The 19,330-nt window shown below is 73.8% G+C and carries 19 protein-coding genes; 7 read left to right on the top strand and 12 right to left on the bottom strand.

What is annotated here, in order from left to right; all coding sequences use genetic code 11:
- The first annotated feature begins 92 nt into the window (after nt 1-92).
- Together ACFU5G_RS01260 and ACFU5G_RS01255 are read left to right on the top strand one after the other, a co-directional pair.
- Complete coding sequence (locus tag ACFU5G_RS01260; protein WP_033326392.1) at nt 93-746, top strand: TrkA family potassium uptake protein; 654 nt, start codon at nt 93-95, stop codon at nt 744-746.
- On the top strand, nt 746-1,411 hold the full coding sequence (locus tag ACFU5G_RS01255) for a TrkA family potassium uptake protein (RefSeq protein WP_036966638.1): 666 nt from the start codon (nt 746-748) through the stop codon (nt 1,409-1,411). The genes ACFU5G_RS01260 and ACFU5G_RS01255 overlap by 1 nt, the downstream gene beginning before the upstream one ends.
- A gap of 22 nt (nt 1,412-1,433) precedes the next feature.
- On the opposite strand, the gene ACFU5G_RS01250 is transcribed toward ACFU5G_RS01255, so the two are convergent.
- The 4 genes from ACFU5G_RS01250 to dut form a co-directional block, all read right to left on the bottom strand.
- Nucleotides 1,434-2,210, bottom strand: coding sequence for a DUF3159 domain-containing protein (locus ACFU5G_RS01250; RefSeq protein WP_377239944.1), 777 nt, complete (start codon nt 2,208-2,210; stop codon nt 1,434-1,436).
- Nucleotides 2,211-2,215: 5 nt separating this feature from the next.
- Nucleotides 2,216-2,602: an OB-fold nucleic acid binding domain-containing protein gene (locus tag ACFU5G_RS01245; RefSeq protein ID WP_377239942.1), complete on the bottom strand. Its 387-nt coding sequence runs from the start codon at nt 2,600-2,602 to the stop codon at nt 2,216-2,218.
- 15 nt (nt 2,603-2,617) lie between these two features.
- On the bottom strand, nt 2,618-3,343 hold the full coding sequence (locus ACFU5G_RS01240; RefSeq protein ID WP_377239940.1) for a DUF3710 domain-containing protein: 726 nt from the start codon (nt 3,341-3,343) through the stop codon (nt 2,618-2,620).
- Nucleotides 3,344-3,492: 149 nt separating this feature from the next.
- The gene (gene dut / locus ACFU5G_RS01235; RefSeq protein ID WP_377239938.1) at nt 3,493-3,969 is read right to left on the bottom strand and encodes a dUTP diphosphatase; all 477 of its coding nucleotides are present in this window, start codon (nt 3,967-3,969) and stop codon (nt 3,493-3,495) included.
- A 77-nt stretch (nt 3,970-4,046) separates the two neighbouring features.
- Here dut and ACFU5G_RS01230 point away from each other — a divergent pair, with 77 nt between their 5' ends.
- Complete coding sequence (locus ACFU5G_RS01230) at nt 4,047-4,490, top strand: DUF3093 domain-containing protein (RefSeq protein ID WP_377239936.1); 444 nt, start codon at nt 4,047-4,049, stop codon at nt 4,488-4,490.
- A 149-nt stretch (nt 4,491-4,639) separates the two neighbouring features.
- Here ACFU5G_RS01230 and ACFU5G_RS01225 read toward each other — a convergent pair whose 3' ends face one another.
- Both ACFU5G_RS01225 and ACFU5G_RS01220 read right to left on the bottom strand, forming a co-directional pair.
- Nucleotides 4,640-4,939: a DUF4193 domain-containing protein gene (locus tag ACFU5G_RS01225; RefSeq protein ID WP_020014531.1), complete on the bottom strand. Its 300-nt coding sequence runs from the start codon at nt 4,937-4,939 to the stop codon at nt 4,640-4,642.
- 311 nt (nt 4,940-5,250) lie between these two features.
- Complete coding sequence (locus tag ACFU5G_RS01220; protein ID WP_377239934.1) at nt 5,251-6,114, bottom strand: inositol monophosphatase family protein; 864 nt, start codon at nt 6,112-6,114, stop codon at nt 5,251-5,253.
- A gap of 120 nt (nt 6,115-6,234) precedes the next feature.
- Here ACFU5G_RS01220 and sepH point away from each other — a divergent pair, with 120 nt between their 5' ends.
- Nucleotides 6,235-7,407, top strand: a complete 1,173-nt coding sequence (sepH, locus tag ACFU5G_RS01215; protein WP_377239932.1) for a septation protein SepH — start codon at nt 6,235-6,237, stop codon at nt 7,405-7,407.
- A gap of 9 nt (nt 7,408-7,416) precedes the next feature.
- On the opposite strand, the gene ACFU5G_RS01210 is transcribed toward sepH, so the two are convergent.
- Genes ACFU5G_RS01210 through ACFU5G_RS01190 form a run of 5 tightly spaced genes read right to left on the bottom strand, consistent with a single transcriptional unit; the run spans nt 7,417 to nt 13,104 of the window.
- Nucleotides 7,417-8,049: a thymidine kinase gene (locus ACFU5G_RS01210; RefSeq protein ID WP_377239930.1), complete on the bottom strand. Its 633-nt coding sequence runs from the start codon at nt 8,047-8,049 to the stop codon at nt 7,417-7,419.
- Nucleotides 8,050-8,058: 9 nt separating this feature from the next.
- Complete coding sequence (locus ACFU5G_RS01205) at nt 8,059-9,264, bottom strand: alkaline phosphatase family protein (RefSeq protein WP_377239928.1); 1,206 nt, start codon at nt 9,262-9,264, stop codon at nt 8,059-8,061.
- A complete protein-coding gene (locus ACFU5G_RS01200; RefSeq protein ID WP_377239926.1) occupies nt 9,261-9,839 on the bottom strand; it encodes a DUF5998 family protein in 579 nt (192 codons plus the stop codon). The genes ACFU5G_RS01205 and ACFU5G_RS01200 overlap by 4 nt, the downstream gene beginning before the upstream one ends.
- Nucleotides 9,840-9,872: 33 nt before the next feature.
- A complete protein-coding gene (locus ACFU5G_RS01195) occupies nt 9,873-12,623 on the bottom strand; it encodes a GNAT family N-acetyltransferase (protein ID WP_377239924.1) in 2,751 nt (916 codons plus the stop codon).
- A gap of 25 nt (nt 12,624-12,648) precedes the next feature.
- Complete coding sequence (locus ACFU5G_RS01190) at nt 12,649-13,104, bottom strand: hypothetical protein (protein WP_377239922.1); 456 nt, start codon at nt 13,102-13,104, stop codon at nt 12,649-12,651.
- A 165-nt stretch (nt 13,105-13,269) separates the two neighbouring features.
- Between ACFU5G_RS01190 and ACFU5G_RS01185 the strand changes: the two genes are divergently transcribed.
- The 3 genes from ACFU5G_RS01185 to ACFU5G_RS01175 all read left to right on the top strand — a co-directional run bounded on the left by ACFU5G_RS01185 (nt 13,270) and on the right by ACFU5G_RS01175 (nt 17,461).
- Nucleotides 13,270-15,747 carry a DNA topoisomerase (ATP-hydrolyzing) subunit A gene (locus ACFU5G_RS01185; protein WP_377239920.1) on the top strand — a complete coding sequence of 826 codons (2,478 nt, stop codon included), beginning with the start codon at nt 13,270-13,272 and terminating at the stop codon, nt 15,745-15,747.
- A 91-nt stretch (nt 15,748-15,838) separates the two neighbouring features.
- Nucleotides 15,839-16,222, top strand: a complete 384-nt coding sequence (locus ACFU5G_RS01180; RefSeq protein ID WP_377239918.1) for a YciI family protein — start codon at nt 15,839-15,841, stop codon at nt 16,220-16,222.
- Nucleotides 16,223-17,461: a DUF6596 domain-containing protein gene (locus ACFU5G_RS01175; RefSeq protein ID WP_377239916.1), complete on the top strand. Its 1,239-nt coding sequence runs from the start codon at nt 16,223-16,225 to the stop codon at nt 17,459-17,461.
- 6 nt (nt 17,462-17,467) lie between these two features.
- Here the strand turns inward: ACFU5G_RS01175 and ACFU5G_RS01170 are convergent, their stop codons facing one another.
- Nucleotides 17,468-19,210, bottom strand: coding sequence for an HNH endonuclease (locus ACFU5G_RS01170; protein WP_377239914.1), 1,743 nt, complete (start codon nt 19,208-19,210; stop codon nt 17,468-17,470).
- Between the last annotated feature and the right edge of the window lie 120 nt (nt 19,211-19,330).

The raw sequence follows: 19,330 nt of genomic DNA, 5'->3' as shown, positions 1-19,330 counted from the left end.
GATGACTCTATGCCCGTCGATGGCCTCCAGCGCACCCGGCGCACCATCGTCACCCGCGGCGCGGTAGCGTTCCGTCCGTGCACTTCGTCATCATGGGTTGCGGCCGGGTCGGCTCCAGCCTCGCGCAGGAGATCGAGGGCCGCGGGCACTCCGTGGCGGTCATCGACCAGAACCCGGACGCGTTCCGGCGCCTGCCCGCGGACTTCTCCGGCAAGAAGGTCACCGGGGTGGGCTTCGACCGGGACACCCTGGTCCAGGCCGGGATCGAGGACACGTACGCGTTCGCCGCGGTGTCCGACGGCGACAACTCCAACATCCTGTCCGCCCGCGTGGTCCGCGAGACCTACGGCGTGGACAACGTGGTGGCGCGCATCTACGACCCGCACCGCGCGGAGATCTACCAGCGCCTCGGCATCCCGACGGTCGCCACGGTGCGCTGGACGGCCGACCAGGTGCTGCGGCGCATGCTGCCGCTCGGCTTCACCGACGAGTACCGCGACCCGTCCGGCACCGTCCGGCTGGCGCAGATCGAGTACCACCGGCGTTGGGTGGGCCGCCCCGTGCTGGGCATCGAGGCCGCGACGGGGGCACGGGTCGCGTTCGTGACCCGCTACTCGTCGGCGATCCTGCCCACCGCCGACGTCGTGCTCCAGGAGAACGACGTGCTGCACCTGCTCATGGCGGCCGACCGGTCCGCCGAGATCGAGCGCATCCTCACCGCCGCACCGACCGCCGAGGAGGACTGATGCGCGTCGTCATCGCCGGGGCGGGGTCCGTGGGCCGCTCGATCGCCCGCGAGCTGCTGAGCCACGACCACGAGGTCACCCTGATCGACAAGAACCCCTCGGCCATGCGGGTCTCGCAGGTCCCCGAGGCGGAGTGGGTGCTGGCGGACGCGTGCGAGCTGCCCGCCCTGGAGGCGTCCGAGCTGGAGCAGGCCGACGTCGTGGTGGGCGCCACCGGCGACGACAAGGTGAACCTGGTGTTCTCCCTGCTGGGCAAGACGGAGTTCGGGGTGCCGCGCACCGTCGCGCGGGTGAACAACCCGAAGAACGAGTGGATGTTCGACCAGTCTTGGGGCGTGGACGTGGCGGTCTCGACGCCGCGCATCATGACGGCGATGGTCGAGGAGGCCGTGGCCGTCGGCGACCTGGTGAAGATCTTCAGCTTCAGCCAGTCGCGCGCCGACATCCTGGAGCTGACGCTGCCCGCCGACTCCCGGGTCGCCGGGACACGCGTGGGCCAGGTGATCTGGCCGGCGGACGTCACGCTCTCGACGATCGTGCGCGACGGCCGCCCACTGGTGCCGAGCCCGGACGACACCCTGGAGGCCGGCGACGAGCTGCTGCTGGTCGCCGGCGCGGACGCCGACACGGACGCCCTCCAGAAGCTGCTGGTGCCGAAGGGCTGACCGGCCGGGCCCGGGCGCGGCGTCAGGCCTGCGCCGGGGCCTTCGGCCGGCGCACGACGTACCAGGTCAGGTACAGCACGAGCGCCCACAGCGGCACGCCCAGCAGCAGGTGGAACGTGCCCAGCCAGGCGACGTCGCCCGCGAAGTAGAGGGGCGTCTTGACGGCCAGGCGCAGGGCGAACAGGCCCACCCAGAGCCAGGTGGCGATCGAGTACATGCGCATCTTGGCCGGGTCGGAGCGCCAGGCGGTCAGCGCGGCGAACGCCGAGGGCTGGTCGTCCGGGCGGTCCGCGTCGGCCTTGACGGCCTCCGGCGTCAGGCCGGCACGCAGCGCCTCGACCACGTAGCCGACGGCGGGGCGGCGCGCGAGGATCGTGCCGAGCAGCACCACGAGGTAGCCGGCGTTCAGCAGCAGGCCGCCCGCGTAGTAGTCCTCCGCGTCGCCGGACGTCCAGGCCCACACCACGCCGACGGCGATACCGAGCAGCCCGCCGAGGGCCTGCGTGACCGGCGTGCGCTGCACGAGGCGCGCCACGACGAGCACGAGCGCGGCGACGACCGACGCGATCAGCGGGACGGTCAGGTCGTTGGTGATCACGAACGCGACCACGAACACCAGGCCCGGCAGGACCGCCTCGACCAGGCCGCGCACCCCGCCTACGGCCTGCGCGGCCGAGAACTCCTCGCCCGCGAGGGCGCGCATACCGCGCGCGGGGGTCTGGGCGTGGTCGTTCTGCTCGTTCTGGTGCTGCTGGTTCTGCTCGTGCGGGGGCACGTCATGACGTGCTGGATCGCTCATGGGGGCTATTGTGCCTCGCCCGGCCGGGGCCTCAGCTCGTACCTCGGGTTGAACATCGTGCGGCGCCCGTCGACGTCGCACACCATGCCCTCGACGCGGATGCGGCGGCCGGGCTCGATGCCCTCGATGGTGCGGCGCCCGAGCCAGACGAGGTCGAGCGCGCCGGAGCCGTCGAACAGCTCCGCCTCCAGGGTGGGCACGCCCTCGCGCGGGCGCAGGACCACGGAGCGCAGCACGCCCGCGACCTTGCCGCGGGACCGCGGGGGCAGCGACGTGACCGCCGCACAGCCGACGTTCTTGGAGGCGTCGGCACGTTCGGCGGTGTCGCTGACCTCCTCGTTGGACGCCAGCGTCGCCGCGATGCGGGACGCGAGCGCCGATCGGAGCGACATCAGTGGTTCACCTCGTCAGCCGATCTGGGTGATCTCGGGACCGCGGCGCAGCGGGTTGAAGTCCGACATCTGCGGTGCCGCGTTCTCGGGGCCGGCCGGCTCCGGTGCCGGCTGTGCACCATCCTTGCGCGCCGACTTCGGCAGCGCCAGGGGCAGCAGGTCCCGCGGCGGGCGCGGGCTCTGGTCGCGCACCACCACGATGTTGGCGAACACGGACTCCAGGGGCTTGGCCGCCTCGGCGTCCAGCGCCGCCCGGCCCGCGAGGACGCCGCGGATGAACCAGCGGGGCCCGTCCACGCCCACGAACCGCGCCGGCCGCTGGCCGGACTGCCCGTCGGGGCCGGTCACCGGCATGCGGACCAGCAGCTCGCGGCCGAACACGCCGGGGACGTCGTCCACGATGCCGCCCTGCCCGCTGACGGACTGCGCGATCTCGTGCCGGATCTCGTCCCAGATCCCGTCGGTGCGGGGCGCGGCGAAGGCCTGGATCTGGAGGTTGGACCCCTCCAGCGCGGCCGTCACGCCGGTCACCTTCTGCGTCTTCTTGTCGATCTCCATGCGGAGCTCGAGCCCGGGCATCACCGGCAGCCAGATCGCACCGAGATCGACCCGGGGGCCCATCTCGTCCACCTGGGAGCGGTCGAAGGGTCCGTGGGGCCGCTTCTGCTGCTCGGCCTCCACCGACGCCCACTCGACCGAGGCGGGCTCATCCGCCGTACCTCGTCGGCTGAACAGACCCACAGCCACACTCCTTCGTCGTTCTTCCGTTGCCCGCCCGGCGGCTCGCCGGACGCTCGCCGTCACCGGCCGCGCGCGATTGCTCCGCCGGGTGGCGTTATCCGCTCGTTACTTACAGCCTAGACCTGTCAGGGCCTGACTTGGACACGCGTTCAGCGTCCGGCGAAACCGCCGCTGGAGCCGAAGCCGCCCTCGCCCCGGTGCGAGCCGGGCAGCGCCTCGGCCAGCAGGAAGCGCGCACGCTCGACCTTCTGGATCACGAGCTGCGCGATCCGGTCGCCGCGGAGCAGCTTCACGGGCTGCGTGGTGTCGGTGTTGAGCAGCGTGACCTTGATCTCGCCGCGGTAGCCCGCGTCCACCGTGCCGGGCGCGTTCACGATCGTCAGCCCGTGCTTCGTGGCGAGCCCCGAGCGCGGGTGCACGAACGCCGCGTAGCCGTCCGGCAACGCGATCGACACCCCGGTGGGCACCAGCACCCGCCCCTGCGGCGGGATCTCGACGTCGACCGTGGTCACCAGGTCGGCGCCGGCGTCGCCGGGATGCGCGTAGGACGGGAGAGGGACGTCGTCCAGGAGGCGGATGAGCACGTCGACCGTGCTGCCGTCAGGGGTTGGCTCAGGGGTGGGCACGCCGGAAGAGTACGCCACCTGGGCCCGCGCCGCCGCAAGAGTGCTCGGGCAGTGCCCGGGGCTGGGATGATGTGTCCATGACGGCGACCACCCTCACCTTCCACGAGCGCCTACTGCCCGGTCCCGGCGGCTGGCTCGGTACGGTCGGTCTGGGCGCCATCGCGGCGATCGCGCTGTGGCCCGTGCACTCGGTGACGGCCGTGGTCGTGGGCCTGCTGGTCTGCGTGGGCTCGGCGGTCGCCCTGGCGGTGTCCTCGCCGGTGGTGGAGGTCTCCGACGGCGTGCTGCGCGCCGGGGCCGCCCGGATCCCGGTGGCGCTGCTCGGCGCCGCGCAGGCCCTGGACGTCGCCGCCATGCGGCACGAGCTGGGCCCCGGCCTCGACGCGCGCGCCTACGTGTGCCTGCGCGCGTGGGCCCGGACCGGGGTGCGGGTCGCGGTCGACGACCCGGCCGACCCAACCCCCTACTGGCTCGTCTCCACCCGCCGGCCGGAGCTGCTGGTCAAGGCTCTGACCGACTGATCAGGAGCGGAACCGCAGGCTCAGTCGGCAGACCGGCAGACCGGCAGAGCCTGAGCCTTTGCCGCCACGCTGTTCCCGGACACGACGAAGGCTGCCATGCTCCGCATGACAGCCCGGTCGTGTCGTCAGTGCCTAAGGCCTGGCAGAAATCAGGCAGCGCACTCCGTGCAGATCATCTGGCCGGCCTTCTCGTAGGCCAGCTGGCTGCGGTGGTGCACCAGGAAACAGCTCGAGCACGTGAACTCGTCCGCCTGACGCGGCAGCACACGTACGGCGAGCTCCTCGCCCGACAGATCGGCGCCCGGGAGCTCGAAGCCCTCGGCCGCTTCCGTCTCGTCCTCGTCCACAACGCCCGAGGACTTGTCAGAACGACGTGCCTGCAGCTCCTGGATCGAGTCCTGCTCGACATCCTCGTCGTTCTTACGCGGGGCGTCGTAGTCAGTTGCCATGTGGTGTTCTCCGTCGATAGGTGGTCGCGCCGGAAGGGTTCGGGACATCCGGGGGTTCGACGCCGCCCCGGCCGGGACCCCGCCAGCGCCGTCGAACAGCGGTCGCGAGCGGGTGTACGCGCAGATAATGCACACGGCCCCGGTTTTGTTCCCGAGTCGGCCCACGGATTGTGCACCATTTCTGTCAGGCGCGCTACATCTGCCGGTGTAACCCCGGTCACGTATGCTCTGACCTGCAAGAACGGCCCGTTTTCGGCCTTTTGGCCTTGGTCAGCAGTGACCAGCCTTGCGGGGGTGTGTCATATAAAAGATCACCCGCGATCTACCCCGCCGGCGCCGTCGGCGTCGACCTCCTCCAGGATCCTGGCGAGCTCCTCGACGAGCCCGGCGGGACCGGCGACGGTCATCGCGTTGCCGGCCGGCCGGCCCCGCAGCCCGGTCACGACGGAGCCCGCCTCGGTGGCCACCACGACGCCCGCGGCCATGTCCCACGGGTTCAGGCCGCGCTCGTAGTACAGGTCGAGCGAGCCGTCGGCGAGCAGGCACAGGTCGATCGCGGCCGACCCCAGCCGGCGGATGTCGCGGATCTCGGGGAGCACGCGGGCCAGCACAGCGGCCTGCTCCCGGCGGCGTCCGGCGTCGTACCCGAAGCCCGTGCCCACCAGGGACGTGCTCAGGGAGGCCGGGGCGCCCACGTGGACGGGCGCGCCGTCGCGCGTGGCGCCCTCGCCGAGCCCGGCCGACCAGGTGCGCCCGTCGGCGACGCTGTGCACGCAGCCGGCCAGGACGGTCCAGGAGGCGGGCTCGGGCGGGCCGGCCACCACGGCCACCGACACGGCCCAGGAGGCCACCCCGTACAGGTAGTTCACCGTGCCGTCGATCGGGTCGAGCACCCAGGTCAGGCCGCTCGTGCCGGGGACGTCGTCGCCCTCCTCGCCCAGGATGGCGTCGTCGGGCCGCTCGGCGGCGATCATCTCGCGCAGCAGGTCCTCCGACGCGCGGTCCATGACCGTGACCGGGTCCACCTCGCTCGACTTGGTGGCGGCGACCTCGACCCGTTCCGGTCTGCCCTCCCGCACGAGGGTCCCGGCGGCCGTCGCGAGGCGGACGGCGAGATCGCGGAGTTCGGTGACGGTGACGCCGTCGGGCAGCTCGTGCGGTGCGGGTGAGATCACGCGCCCATCCTGCCGCACCCGCACGCGGGCTACGATCCGGCGGCACACCGACGCGCCTGCGCCGCGCCGCCCCCGCTCGGTGGCAGGCTCGGCACACAGGACCACCCCGGGAGGACTGGCATGGACGAGCTGGAGCTGGTGAGGCTGCACGAGGACGGTGAACGCCTCGTCCTCGCCGCGCGCGACGGCACCCAGAGCACCCTGCCGATCACCGACGCCCTGCGCGCCGCCCTCCGGGGCGACCGTCCGCGCATGGAGTCGATCCGCGCCCAGGAGGAGTCCACCCTGCGTCCGCGCGAGATCCAGGCGCGCCTGCGCGCGGGCGAGACCTGCGAGGCCCTCGCCGAGGCCTCGGGCCTGCCCGTGGAGCACGTGCGGCGCTTCGAGTACCCCGTCATCTCCGAGCGTGAGCACGCGATCTCCCGGGTGCGCGCCAAGGCCGTGCTGAACGACGACGACACGGCCACCACGCTGGGCGAGGTCTCCGACGAGCGGCTGCGCTCGCGCGGCGTGCGGCCCGACGACGCCGCGTGGACCGCCACGCGGGAGGGCACGCACCCCTGGATCGTCCAGGTCGAGTTCGTCGCGGGCGAGCGACCGCGGCTGGGCCGCTGGTCCCTCGATCCGCGCGGCGGCTTCGTGACGGCGCTCGACGACGAGGCCCGCTGGCTCGGCCTGCCCGAGGACGACGACGGCCCGGAGCTGGCCGGGGTGTCCGCCCTGCCGCCGGCGCGGCTCGGCGCGCGCCCGGGCCGGCCGGCGCCGCCCGAGCCGGACGACACCGACCTGCTCCTGGACAACCTGTCCGAGCGGCGCGGTCAGCGGCCCTCGCGCCGTCCCGCCCCGGACCTCGGGCTGCCCGACCTGCTGGACCTCGAGCACCTGGACGGCAGCTCCGCCAGCCCGGGCACGGGCTCGGCCGCGAGCCCGGACGAGGCCCCCGGGCCCACGTCGGAGCCGGCCGCCGTCGTCGACATCGGCGCGCGGCGCCACGGGTCGCGCCCGAAGATGCCGTCGGTGAAGGTGCCGGACTCCCCCGCCGACCTGGAGTGGGAGGCCCCGAGCCAGTGGGAGATCCCGGGCCCGGGGTCGCCGTCGGCTCCTGCGCCGACTCCGCCGGCCGACCACGAGACCCCGCCGGAGCCCGAGCCTGCCCCGGCGCCCGAGCCGGCCAACGCGCCCGACAAGGAGCCTGCCGTCGCCAAGCGGAACGCGCCCAAGCGCGGCCGCAAGTCACGCGCGCAGGTGCCGAGCTGGGACGAGATCGTGTTCGGCTCGCGGCCGGAGGTCTAGCGCCGGGGTCTAGCCCCAGAGGGACTCGTCCGCCGACCGGCGGCGGGCGGTCAGCGCCGTCATGCGGCGCATGTGGTGGCGGCGGCACAGCACCTCGTACGCGACCTCGCCGAGGCCGACGTCGCCGATGACGACCTGCTCGCCCTCGGTGACCATGATGCCGTCGACGGTGCGCGCGTTGTGCGTGGCGCGCGCGCCGCACCAGCACAGCGACTGCACCTGGAGCAGCTCCACGCGGTCGGCGAGCTCGACGAGCCGGGCCGAGCCGGGGAACAGGCGCGTGCGGAAGTCCGTGGTGATGCCGAACGCGAAGATGTCGATCTCCATCTCGTCCACGAGCCGGGCGAGCTGTTCCACCTGCGCGGGCGAGTAGAACTGCGCCTCGTCGCACACGAGGTAGTCGACGGCCTGGCCGGCGGCGCGCCGGGCGCCGATCTCGACGAGGAAGTCGGTGTCGTCGGTGACCTCGACGGCGGCGACCTCCAGGCCCAGCCGGCTGGAGACCCGGTCGGCGCCCGCGCGGTCGCCCCGGCTGTAGATCAGGCCCTCGCGTCCGCGCGCGCGGAAGTTGTGGTCGGTCTGCAGGGCCAGGGTGGACTTGCCGGAGTCCATGGTCCCGGAGAAGAAGACGAGCTGTGCCACGGGTGGTTCCTAGGAGATCGCGGTCAGGAGCGGCACGAGCATCTCGTGCGGGGTCAGGGAGCCGTGCACGCCGGGCATGGCCCGGGCGTTCGCGGAGTGCACCCGGGAGTCGACGACGGTGGCGGCGCCGGTCATCGCGACCACGACGTCGCCGATAGCGGGCAGCACGTGCTCGGCGACGGGCCCGAACCAGCCGTCCGCCACGGCCCGGTCGCGGGGCACCACGAGGGCGTGCTCGCCCAGCCGCTCGGTCCAGCGCGCGACGACGTCGGCCGGGTCGGTGCCGGGCTCGGTGTACACGTGCAGGGCGCGGGGCTCGCCGCCGACGAGGGCGACGCCGGGGTGCAGCGCCGGGTCGGTCGCGACGTCCCACTGGAGGGCGGGGTCGGCCTTGATCTGGCCGTGGTCGGCCGTGACCAGGACGAGCGTGCCGCGCGGGACGCTGCGCACCAGGCGGCGCAGCTCCTGGTCGGTGGCCTCCAGGGCGTCGCCCCACTGCCAGGAGTCCCAGCCGAACCCGTGGCCGGTCTTGTCCACGTCGCCCTGGTACAGGTAGACGAGGCTCTGCCCGGTGCCCACCGGGTCGGCCGGCCGCCGCAGGGCCGCGACGGTGGCGTCCACGCGCTGCTCGAACGTCTCGGCGGCCACGTGGGCGGGGCCGCGCAGCGCGGCCTGGCTCATGCCGGAGCCCGCGAACTTGCGCGGGCCGGGCGCCACCACGCGCGTGCCGGCGGCGGCGAGCGTCTCCAGGACCGTGGGCTCGCGCTGCACGTCGGCGGGGTCGCCGAGGTCGCGCCACTGCACCACCGCGGCCAGGGCGCCGGTCTCGGGGTTGCGCTGCGTGTAGCCGAGCATGCCCGTGCGGCCTGGCGCGGTGCCGGTCCCGAGGATGCTCAGGCCGGCCGCCGTCGTCGACGGGAAGCTGGAGGTGAGCGTCGCGGCCGCCTCGTCCCGCTCGCGCAGGAGGCCCCGCAGGAACGGCGCGTGTCCCCCGCGCTCGGCGAGGTTGCGGATGCCGAGGCCGTCCACGAGCACCACGACCACGCGGTCGGCGTCGGGCAGGCCGAGGGCCGCGCGGCAACCCGCCGCGGTCAGGCCCGTGGCCGTGGTGAGGTCGTGGCCCAGCGCGCCCGCCGCGGCGGGGAGCACCGCGGCCAGGCTCGCGGTGTCGTAGGACGGGGCCACCAGGCCCTCGGGAAGCTGCGGGGCGCTCACGCAGACGTGGCCCGGGACAGGGCCTTGGCGAAGTCGACGGCGGCCCGGACCGCGGCGTCGCCCTCGGCCTCGCCGGAGACGCGGACCACGACGTCGTCGGGCGTCACCTGGCCGGTCAGGCCGTGGTCCGCGGTGCAGTTGGGGTCCACGCACGAGGCCGGCTCCAGGTCGACGCGGGAGACCGCGCCCCAGCCCACGGCGAGCGTGACCTCGCGCGTGGCCCCGCGCTGCGGGTACTGCGCCGGGTCCGCGATCACGTGGGTGAGCGCCACGGAGCGGATCTCGCGCACCGGCACCACCTCGGTGGTGGCGGACGCCGAGCCGGACCGCGCCGGGTCCTCCCCCGTGTGGTCGTCGACGTGCGCGGTGACCAGGCGGGTCGGGGTCAGCACCAGGACCGTGAGGTGGCGGCGCACCTCCGAGTCGAAGGTGGTCTCGGCCTGCACGAGGTGGGCCACGACCTCCTCGCCGGCCAGGGCCACGTCGAGCACGTCGGCCACGAGCTCGGGGTAGTAGCCGGCCCGGTGCAGGTGGGCGGTCAGGTCGTCACGGGCATCGGTAGGGGCATGGGGCACAGGCGAATCATCCCACGAGAGCGGGTCGCGCCGTTAGCCCGGCAGCGCTCTGCGCAGGGCGTCCGTGCGTCGTTCGGCGGGTCGCAGGCGGATCGTCGCGTGCAGCACCGAGGCGCCCCGCTCGGCGACCGCGACGGGGTACAGCTCCACCGAGGCGAGCTCCGGCAGGTCCTCCGCCATGACCGAGACGCGGGCCAGCACGTCCTCCAGCGCGGCGACGTCGGCCGCGGGCGCGCCCTGGTACCCGAACAGGCGCGGGGCGGCGCGCACGCCGCGCACCATGCGTGCCACGTCGACGTCGGTCAGCGGCGGCACGCCGTGGGTCACGTCGTCGAGCAGGTCCACGGCGTCGCCCGCCACGCCGAACGAGACCACCGGGCCGAACAGCTCGTCCTCCACCGACCGCACCACGCACGCCACGCCCGTGGGCGCCATGGCCTGCACCTCCAGCACCGGGTCCGTCCCGGGCAGCAGGGCCGACGCCGCGGCGAGCATCCGCTCGGCGTCCTCGGCCAGGTCCTCGGCGTCGGCGATGTCGAGGCGCACCCCGCCCAGGTCGGCGCGGTGGCGCAGCGCGGGCGAGGCGACCTTGAGCGCGACCGGCCAGCCCAGGTCGCGTGCGGCGGCCACGGCCTCGCCCGGCGTGCGCACGCTCCGCGAACCCCACAGCGTCAGGCCGTAGCAGGCCAGCAGCTCGGTCGCGGCGTCCTGGTCCAGCACGGTGCCCTCGGGGTGGCGGCCCAGCAGCGACTCGACGAGCGTGCGCGCCTGGGTGCGGGCCACGCCGTCGGACACGCCCTCGCGGAGCGCGGGGCGCACGGGCGTGCCGTGGTCCTGGGCGCGCCAGCGCGCGTAGCGGACCACCTCGCCCAGGGCCCAGACGGCGTCCTCGGGCGTGGAGAAGGCGGGGATACGGATCTCGTCGCCCGCGCCGGGCAGCCCCTCCGGGACGGTCGCCGCGAGCTGGTCGGGCATGCCGTGCAGGCCCAGGGCGCTGACGACGGTGGTGCGGCCGGTGCGCGCGGCCGCCTGCGCGACGGCGCGTGCCATCGCGTCGGTGCGCGGCAGCACCACGGGCACGGAGACCATGACCACGGCGTCGCACGCGTCGGGCCCGTACAGGGCGTCGACGGCGGCGGCGATCTCGTCGTCCGGCGCCCCCGCGGACAACGGCTCCGGCGGGCCGACGACGGTCAGGCCGGCGGCCGCGACGGCGTCGGCCACGAGCGCGGCGAGCGACGGCGAGCTGGCGAGGATCCCGACCCGGCCGCCCGCCGGCAGCGGCTGGTGGGCGAGCACCTGCGCGACGTCCATGAGCTGGTGGGTGTTCTCCGCGCGGATCACGCCGGACTGGCGCAGCACCTCGTCGAGCATGCGGCGCGGGGCGCGCGTGGCGCGCACCGTGTGACCGGGCGGCACGACGCTCCCGTGCCGGCCGGCAACGACCACGACCACGGGCTTGACCAGCGCGAGGCGGCGGGCGATGCGCGAGAACTTGCGGGGGTTGCCGAGGGTCTCCAGGTACAGGCAGACGACGTCGGTGTGCGGGTCGTCCTGCCAGTACTGCATCACGTCGTTGCCCGACACGTCGGCCCGGTGTCCCGCCGAGACCAGCGTGGACAGGCCCAGGCCGCGGCGCTTGACCGTCTCGGACGCCGTGACCGCCGTCGGCGCGCTCTGGCTGAACAGGCCGACCCGGCCGGGGCGCGGGGTGGTGAGCGCGAGGCTGGCGCGCAGGCTCGCGCCGGGCACGTTGGTCAGGAGGCCGTAGCTCGCGGGGCCCACCACGCGCATGCCGGCGCCGTGCGCGGTGCGCAGCAGCTCCCGGCGGCGGGCGACGCCCGCGGGCCCGGTCTCGGCCCAGCCCGCCGAGAGCACGACGACGCCGTGCGCGCCCGTGCCGCGCAGGCGGCGGACGGCGTCGATCACCTCGTCGGGCGGGGCGGCGACGACGGCGAGGTCGATCGTGGCCCCGTTCTCCAGGTCCGCCCAGGTCACGTCGTCGCCGAGCACCAGGAGCTCGGTGTCGCCGGGGTCGGCGGCGTACGCCTCACGGACGCGGGCGACGAGGAGGTGGTCGATGTCCTCGGCGGCATCGGCGGGCCCGGCGGCGCCCGTGGGCCCGACCAGGAGCACCCGGCGCGCCGAGAGCAGGCCCTGCATGGAGCGGGCCTCGGTGCGGTGCTCGCGGTCGGCCATGACCTCGCGGGACCGGTCGGTGGGGTCGAGGTCCACCGAGACGGTGACCACGCCGTCGTCCAGGTGCTGCTCGACGTCGTAGCCCGCCTCCCGGAACACGCCCAGCATCGCACGGTTCTGGGGCAGCACCTCGGCGATGAACCGGTGCACGCCGCGCTCGCGCGCGGCGGCCGCGATGTGCTCCAGCAGGACCGAGCCCAGGCCCTGCCCCTGCAGGGCGTCGGCGATGTTGAACGCGACCTCGGCGGTGCGGCGTCCGGGCTGGTCGTCGGTCACGTCGTAGCGCGTGACCCCCACGATGTCCTCGGCGTGCTCGGTGCCCGGCCGGACCGCGACGAGCGCCGCCCGGCGCACGTGGTCCACCGTGACGAGCTGGGTGAGCAGCCGGTCGGGGATGCGCTGGAGGGCCGCGAAGAACCGCAGGTAGGTCGAGCGCTCCGACTGCGCCATCTGGAAGCGCTGGAGCGCGTCGGCGTCGTCGGGCCGGATGGGGCGCACGTGCGTGGTCGAGCCGTCACGCAGCACGACGTCGGCCTCCCACTCGACCGGGTATCCCCGTCGGTCGGCCGGTTCTGGCTGGTCCACGGGACCAAGGCTAGGTCGGCGGGCGTCAGCCCACCAGCACCATGCCCACGAGGAGCATCACGGCGAAGCCCACGAGCACCAGGCGCTGGCGGCGGTTGGGGCCCGACGCCGTCAGGATCGCCGCGACCGCGGGACCCGCCGCGAGCAGCAGCCACGCGCCGAGCGCGGGGGCCACGTTGGCCGACACCGCGGCGACCGCGACGACCACCAGGCCGTGCACCACGCCGAGCCCGACACGCATGGCGACGACGATGTGCAGCACGGCCGCGAGGATCGCCAGGCCGGCCCACATGGTGATGCCCTGCTCCAGGCAGCCCCACTCCTGCTGGGCGCACCGCCAGGACTGCATCCACCACGTCACCAGGGCGCCCAGGACCAGCACGGGCACCACGCTGAGCCCCACGACGCCGTAGGCGAGGCCGATCCGGGCCAGCCAGCCCGGGACGGCGGTCGGCCTGCTGACCAGCGGCAATTCGGGCATACCTGAATACTGCCAGGTGACGGGGCCCATTTGCACATGCTCCGGCCCCGTGACCTGGCACGAGATCTGGTGTAGGCGCGGTGTGGGGCGGGCTCCGGTGTCGGTGGCGCGGGGTACCGTTTGCCTGTCCCGTCCACCCCCTTCAGTCCAGGAGCCCCACGAACCATGGCGCGCAAGCCGTCGCAGCCGCTCGAAGAGAGCGAGATCCACGAGAAGGTCGTGGACATCGACGTCGCCTCGGAGATGGAGACCTCGTTCCTCGAGTACGCCTACTCCGTGATCTACTCGCGGGCGCTCCCCGACGCGCGCGACGGCCTGAAGCCGGTGCAGCGCCGCATCCTGTACATGATGTCGGACATGGGGCTGCGGCCCGACCGCGCGCACGTGAAGTCGTCGCGCGTGGTGGGCGAGGTCATGGGAAAGCTGCACCCCCACGGTGACGCCCCCATCTACGACGCGCTGGTGCGCCTCGCGCAGGACTTCTCGCTGCGGCTGCCCCTCGTGGACGGCCACGGCAACTTCGGCTCGCTCGACGACGGCCCCGCCGCCCCCCGGTACACCGAGGCGCGGCTCGCGGCGCCGTCGATGGCGATGACCACGGGCCTGGACGAGAACGTCGTCGACTTCGTGCCGAACTACGACAACAAGCTCACCCAGCCCGAGGTGCTCCCCGCGGCGATCCCGAACCTGCTGGTCAACGGCGCGTCCGGCATCGCGGTGGGCATGGCCACGAACATGGCGCCGCACAACCTCGTCGAGGTCGTCTCCGCCGCGCAGCACCTGATCAAGAACCCCGAGGCCACGCTGGAGGACCTGCAGCGGTTCGTGCCCGGGCCCGACCTGCCCACGGGCGGCAAGATCGTGGGCCTGGACGGCGTCCGCGACGGCTACCGCACCGGCCGCGGCACGTTCCGAACCCGCGCCACCGCGCGGATCGAGAACGTGACCCCGCGCCGCAAGGGCATCGTCATCACCGAGCTGCCCTACCTCGTGGGCCCGGAGAAGGTGATCGAGAAGATCGCCGACGGCGTCAAGGCCAAGCGCATCCAGGGCGTGACCAACGTCCAGGACCTCACGGACCGCACGCACGGCCTGCGGCTGGTCATCGAGGTCAAGACGGGCTTCGACCCGGACGCCGTGCTGGAGCAGCTCTACCGCGTCACGCCGCTCGAGGACTCGTTCGGCATCAACAACGTGGCCCTCGTGGACGGCCAGCCCCGCACGCTCGGCCTGCTGGAGATGCTGCGGGTGTGGGTGGGCCACCGCATCTCCGTGGTCCGGCGCCGCTCGCAGTACCGCCTGGACAAGCGCCTGGAGCGCCTGCACCTGGTGGACGGCCTGCTCATCGCGATCGTCGACATCGACGAGGTCATCCAGGTGATCCGCTCGTCCGACGACGCCGCCATCGCGCGCGACCGCCTGCGCGAGATCTTCGACCTGTCCGAGCCGCAGGCGTCGTACATCCTCGACCTGCAGCTGCGCCGGCTGACCAAGTTCTCCCGCATCGAGCTGGAGAAGGAGGCCGAGGAGCTGCGCCGCGAGATCGCGGAGCTGGAGCAGCTCCTGGGCGACGAGAAGCTGCTGCGCCGCCTGGTAAGCACCGAGATGGGCGAGGTGGCCAAGACCTACGGCACGCCGCGCCGGACCGTGCTGCTCGACGCCGCGGGCGGGTCCGTCGGCTCGGTCGCCGTGACCCCGGCGAACGGGCGCAAGAAGAACGCCGAGCCGATCGATCTGCAGATCAAGGACCAGCCCACCCGCGTGGTGCTGTCCGCCACGGGCCTGCTGGCCCGCCTGCCCGACGACGTCCCGGTGCCGCGCGAGGGCAACCGTGCCGCGCACGACGCGATGCGCGGCGACGCCGGGGCCTCCACGCGCGGCCACGTGGGCCTCGTGACGTCGGCCGGCCGGATGCTGCGGATCTCCGTGCTCGACCTGCCGTCGCTCCCGCCGACCGACGGCGCGCCGTCGCTGTCGGGCGGCATCCCGGTCAGCGAGCTCGTGGAGCTGGAGCGCGGCGAGTCCGTGCTGGGCGTGACGGGGCTCGGCGCCGACGCGCCGACCATCGCCGTCGGCACCGCGCAGGGCGTCGTCAAGCGCATCGCGCCGTCCGACGCCCCGGCCAAGGGCGACGAGTGGCCCGTGATCGCGCTCAAGGACGGCGACACCGTCGTGGGTGCCGCGGTCGTCTCGGACGACGACGAGCTGGTCTTCGTGGCCGACGACACGTCGCTGCTGCACTTCCCCGCCTCCGCCGTCCGGCCGCAGGGCCGGGCCGCGGGCGGCATGGCGGGCATCAAGCTCGCCGAGGGGCGGCGCGCGGTGTTCTTCGGCGCGGTCCCGGCCGGGGTCGAGGCGACCGTCGTGACCATCGCGGGCGCGGGCGACGCGCTGCCGGGCATCGAGCCCGGCGCCGGCAAGGTGACGCCGTTCGCGCTGTACCCGGGCAAGGGCCGGGCGACCGGCGGTGTGCGGTCGCAGCGGCTGCTCAAGGGCGAGGACGGCCTGATCCTCGCCTGGGTCGGCGCCACGCCCCCGCGTGCGCTCGGCGCCGGCGGCCAGCCGGTCGAGCTGCCCGAGGAGGACGAGCGCCGGGACGGCTCCGGGACGCCGATCTCGGTCCCGGTCGCGGTGATCGGCTGATCTGGCAAGAGTGAATTCGTCGGGGGTGTCGATTCCGGCACGGCTCGCCCGTCCAAGGCGTGTCAACATCACCCCGAACGAGGAGCTCGACATGACCGACACCTGGGTCTTCCTGATCCGCGAGAACGACTGGGACTCGGACGCCTACCTCCCGGAGAACCTGCGCGGGCAGAACCGCCAGGAGCTCTCGGAGGACATGGCCGCCCATGAGCGCTTCAGCGAGGCCGTGGCCGCCCTGGGCGTGAAGATCACCGGCGGCGACGCCCTGGAGAACTCGAAGTACGGCGGGTTCGTCGCCGTCGGCCAGGACGGCGGCGAGCCCGTGTACACCGACGCCCCGTTCACCGACACCAACGAGGTGATCACGGGCTTCTACCGGGCCGAGTGCGACGAGGCCACGGCGCGCAAGATCGCCGCGCTCGTCCCGAGCGGCAACGTCGTCGAGTGGCGCAAGGTCATGAACTTCGGTTCCTGAGTGCCGATCGACCCCGCGGCGTTCCGCACCGCCTGGCCACAGGTGGTGCGGTCGCTCGCCGTGACCACACGCAGCCTCGACCGCGGCGAGGAGTACGCGGCGGAGGCGTTCGCGCGCACCGCCGCGCAGCCTGACGGCACCATCGACGACCTGGTCGGCTGGTGCGTGCAGGTCGGCCGCCGGACCTGGCTCGACGCGCTGCGTCACCGGACCGTGTTCGACCGGCTCCAGCCCCAGCTCGCCCGCCCGGAGGTGGCCGACGTGGACGTGCCGCACGCCCCGGGCGACGACCTGGACGACCGCCTCGCACTGCTGTTCGTGGCGTGCGACGACGCCCTGGCACCCGGGGCGCAGCTCGTCCTGGCGATGCGTGTGGTCTGCGGGCTCACGATCCGGCAGATCGCGGGGCACCTCGGCATCGCCGAGGCCACCGCGGCCGCGCGGCTCACGCGCGCCAAGTCGGCGCTGGCCCGGGCGCGCGGCGAGTTCGCCGTGCCGGACGGGCCCGCCCGGGCCGTACGGCTGCCCGTGGTGCTTGCCTGCGTGGCGGGGCTGTTCACCGTGGGCCAGCGGGAGGAGCTGGAGCCCGCGGACGCGACGCAGGATCCTGCTCGTGACGCGCTGACGCTGGCCGAGGCACTGGTCGCGGAGTACCCGGACGACCCCGAGGTGCTCGGCCTGCGCGCGGTCTGCCGGCTCGGCCTGGCCCGGCGGCCCGGCCGCGTGCGCGACGGCGTGGCGCTCCCCCTCGACGAGGTGGACCGGTCGGCGTGGGACCGGCGGCTGCTGCGTGCCGGGCTCGACGACGCCGCATCGGCGCTCACGCGGTCGACGTCGCCCGAAGCCCCCGAGTCGCCCGGCCGCTTCGTGCTGGAGGCTGCGATCTCCGGCGTGCACGCCACGGCACCGGACGCCGCCGGGACGGACTGGCCACGGCTGGCCCAGCTCTACGACGCGCTGGCGGACACCTGGCCGTCCCCGGCGACGCGTGTCGCCCGGCTGGTGGTGCTCGGCCGGCTCGCGCTGCGCGACGGCGGGAACCTCGCGCCGGTCGAGCACGAGCTCGAGGAACTGGTCGCCGAGGGCCCGCCGTACGCAGCCCGCGACGCGAGCCTTGCTCTGGCCGACCTGGCCCGCCGGACCGGCCGCACCGACGAGGCGGCGGGCCGCTACCGCGAGCTGCTCGACGTGGTGCCGGAGGGCCCGCTGCGCGAGTTCTGCCGCCGGTACGCGGGGTGACACGACTCAGAATGGCGGCTGGCCAGTGCCGGTCGGGCTCGCCGGATCGACGGATCCGGTCGGCATCTCGCCCGGCTCTACCGTGGCATTGACGTCTTGGCGCGGCAGGCGCCGGCGGGTCACGGACCGCAGCGTGAGGTCGTAGCTCGACCCGGGATCGACATCATCGAGCTCCACGTGGGTGTCCAGCGCCGTCGGCAGTCGGGAATGCGTTCCGCCCGAAGGTGTGGTCCAGGTCGTGACGCCCGTGGCGCGGTCGCGCACCACACCCCAGCCGGCGTGCGTCTTGAGCAGGTGGTGCCGACGGCACAGGGCCTGCAGGTTCCACGCGTTGGTCTGTCCGCGCCCAGCGCCCTCAGGCACGGGAGCGCCCTCGGCCTGCTGCCCTCCACCACGCTGGTCGTGATCGAAGGGCTCGATGTGGTCCAGGTCGCACCAGGCCGCCTGGGTGTCGCACCCCGGGAACACGCAGGTCCCGTCCCTGGCCTCGACGGCTTTTCGCAGTACCTTCCCGGGCTGATAGGTCGTGGTGGAGTAGTCGACCAGGACCCCCGTGACCGGGTCGGTCACCAGGCGCTGCCACGTCGCGTCCGTCGCGATGAGCCGAGCCGTCTCAGCCGGGATCGGTCCGAACCCGTCCAGGTCGCCCGGTGCGTCGTCCAGGCCCAGCAGCACGCTGGCCGGGACCGTGACCCGTACGACCGGCCTGGTCGGGGTGACTCGAACGACCTGCACCGGTGCGCGACCGCCGCACGGGCAGTCGTGCGGGCCGAGTGCGGAACCGCTGGATCCACTGGCACCATCCGCACTCACGGCGTGGTCGGCACCCGCTCCGGGACCGGCCTCGTCACCGAACCCTGCGAACCGGTTGGCGGGCAGCAGGCGGCCGGTCACGATGCCGGTCAGACAGTCGGCGCGCAGCTGACCCAGGTCGCGGTCCTCCCCCGCGGTCCGCCGGAGCTGGTGCGCCATGTCGTCGATGACGTTCCACACCGCCGTGGCATCGACGGCCGGCAGGTATGCGGACAGCCAGCCCATGTCGTTCTCGGCCCGGTCAAGCTGGACGGTGCGGTGCTGAGCGGCGATCCGGGCCGTCTCGGCGGATCCGTGCCGCGACTTCGCGAACGCCAGCAGCTTCGACCGCAGCCAGCGCCACGTGCGGAACGGCGCCTGCGGCAGGTACCGCGCGACCGCCTCGGCGCGCTCCTCCGTGGTGAGCTGCGTGGCGGACCGCAGCAGGGTGTGCGCCTTCTTCACGTCGATGTGCCCGATGGTCAGGGCGCGGATCACGGAGGGATGGTCCGCCCCGGACTCGCCGCGCACCACGACCTCGGACGCCTCCGTCCCGGTGACCACCAGCTCGCCCGTCACCTGCGCTACCAGCGAGCTGTGCGCCAACGGGCCGGTCTCCCGGCTCGCTCGCTCCGCCACGGCCCGTGCCTGCAGGCCCGCGGCCCACGACTGCAGTCGGCCGCATGCGATCACCAGGTCACCCAGCGCGTCGTCCGGGAGCTCCGCCAGCAGCTCCGCGTTCGGGTCGGTGGCCTCGGCGACCACTTGCGCCAGCCTGATACCGATCGCTCTGGTCAGCGCGGCCCGCAGGTGCTCCACCGGCCACAGGGCGACCGGTACGGCATCGGACGGCCAAACCGGCCTGTCCTCCAGCTCGTCCAGCCTGACCAGCTCGGCGAAGACGTCGTCGTCCAGGAGCGCGTGACTCATGCCCTCGTAGTTCTGCCCGTTGTCCATGTCACCAGCCCCTCACCCCATACCTGACCCAAAGACATCAAACCTGCGGATGTTCGTTCGACCCTAGCCGCAACCACTGACGCCGGCCCGGTATCCACAGCCGCTTCTGCCTGACGCGTA

Origin of the sequence: Promicromonospora sp. NPDC057488, from assembly GCF_042802395.1 — a bacterium.
GTDB lineage: Bacteria > Actinomycetota > Actinomycetes > Actinomycetales > Cellulomonadaceae > Promicromonospora.
The sequence above is the reverse complement of the archived record's forward strand: the minus strand, read 5'-3'. Positions and strand labels throughout refer to the sequence as shown.

Bases quoted from the DNA above. Each gene is read 5' to 3' on its own strand.
- ACFU5G_RS01260 (WP_033326392.1), top strand. From the start codon at position 93: ATGGGTTGCGGCCGGGTCGGCTCCAGCCTCGCGCAGGAGATCGAGGGC.
- ACFU5G_RS01255 (WP_036966638.1), top strand. From the start codon at position 746: ATGCGCGTCGTCATCGCCGGGGCGGGGTCCGTGGGCCGCTCGATCGCC.
- ACFU5G_RS01250 (WP_377239944.1), bottom strand. From the start codon at position 2,210: ATGAGCGATCCAGCACGTCATGACGTGCCCCCGCACGAGCAGAACCAG.
- ACFU5G_RS01245 (WP_377239942.1), bottom strand. From the start codon at position 2,602: ATGTCGCTCCGATCGGCGCTCGCGTCCCGCATCGCGGCGACGCTGGCG.
- ACFU5G_RS01230 (WP_377239936.1), top strand. From the start codon at position 4,047: ATGACGGCGACCACCCTCACCTTCCACGAGCGCCTACTGCCCGGTCCC.
- ACFU5G_RS01225 (WP_020014531.1), bottom strand. From the start codon at position 4,939: ATGGCAACTGACTACGACGCCCCGCGTAAGAACGACGAGGATGTCGAG.
- sepH (WP_377239932.1), top strand. From the start codon at position 6,235: ATGGACGAGCTGGAGCTGGTGAGGCTGCACGAGGACGGTGAACGCCTC.
- ACFU5G_RS01190 (WP_377239922.1), bottom strand. From the start codon at position 13,104: ATGCCCGAATTGCCGCTGGTCAGCAGGCCGACCGCCGTCCCGGGCTGG.
- ACFU5G_RS01185 (WP_377239920.1), top strand. From the start codon at position 13,270: ATGGCGCGCAAGCCGTCGCAGCCGCTCGAAGAGAGCGAGATCCACGAG.
- ACFU5G_RS01180 (WP_377239918.1), top strand. From the start codon at position 15,839: ATGACCGACACCTGGGTCTTCCTGATCCGCGAGAACGACTGGGACTCG.
- ACFU5G_RS01170 (WP_377239914.1), bottom strand. From the start codon at position 19,210: ATGGACAACGGGCAGAACTACGAGGGCATGAGTCACGCGCTCCTGGAC.